A 452-nucleotide genomic window follows, 5' to 3' on the forward strand; every position below is an offset into this window, starting at 1 on the left:
CGGGGCAGGCCGGGGGCGCGGGCGCGGGGCAGGTCGCGGGCACGGGACGGTTCGTACGGGAGTCGGGGCGCTGTCCCGAGCCGCTGCGGGTGCTCCACGGCCCGTTCGACGAGCAGTGGCTCATCCCCGACCACCGGCTGATCGACGCGGCACGCCCCGAGCTGTGGCGGGTCGCCGGCGCCCACCAGGTCTTCGCCGTGGAGCAGGGGTACGTTCCCGGGGCCGGCGGCCCCGCGCTGCTGATCAGTGCCCTGCTGCCGGACGGCACGTCGCCCGCCGGGCGTCCCGGCCGGATCCGCCCGCTCTACCGCAGGCCCGGCGGCCTGGAGCCGAACGTGACTCCGGGCCTGACGGCCCTGCTGGGCGCTCGCCACGTCCGGGAGGTCGCCCCGGAAGAGGTGCTGGCCTGGGCGGTCGCGGCGGCCGTCCCCTCGCCGCGCGGACCGGTGGTG

Annotated in this window: 1 protein-coding gene; it reads left to right on the forward strand. The window is 78.8% G+C overall.

Annotated elements, in window-relative coordinates; translation table 11 throughout:
• Positions 1 to 452, forward strand: a 452-nt coding sequence (locus GT042_RS23295; RefSeq protein ID WP_345943882.1) for a type ISP restriction/modification enzyme, incomplete at both ends; no start/stop codon positions are given.

Origin of the sequence: Streptomyces sp. SID3212 (assembly GCF_009865405.1) — a bacterium.
Taxonomy (GTDB): Bacteria; Actinomycetota; Actinomycetes; order Streptomycetales; family Streptomycetaceae; genus Streptomyces.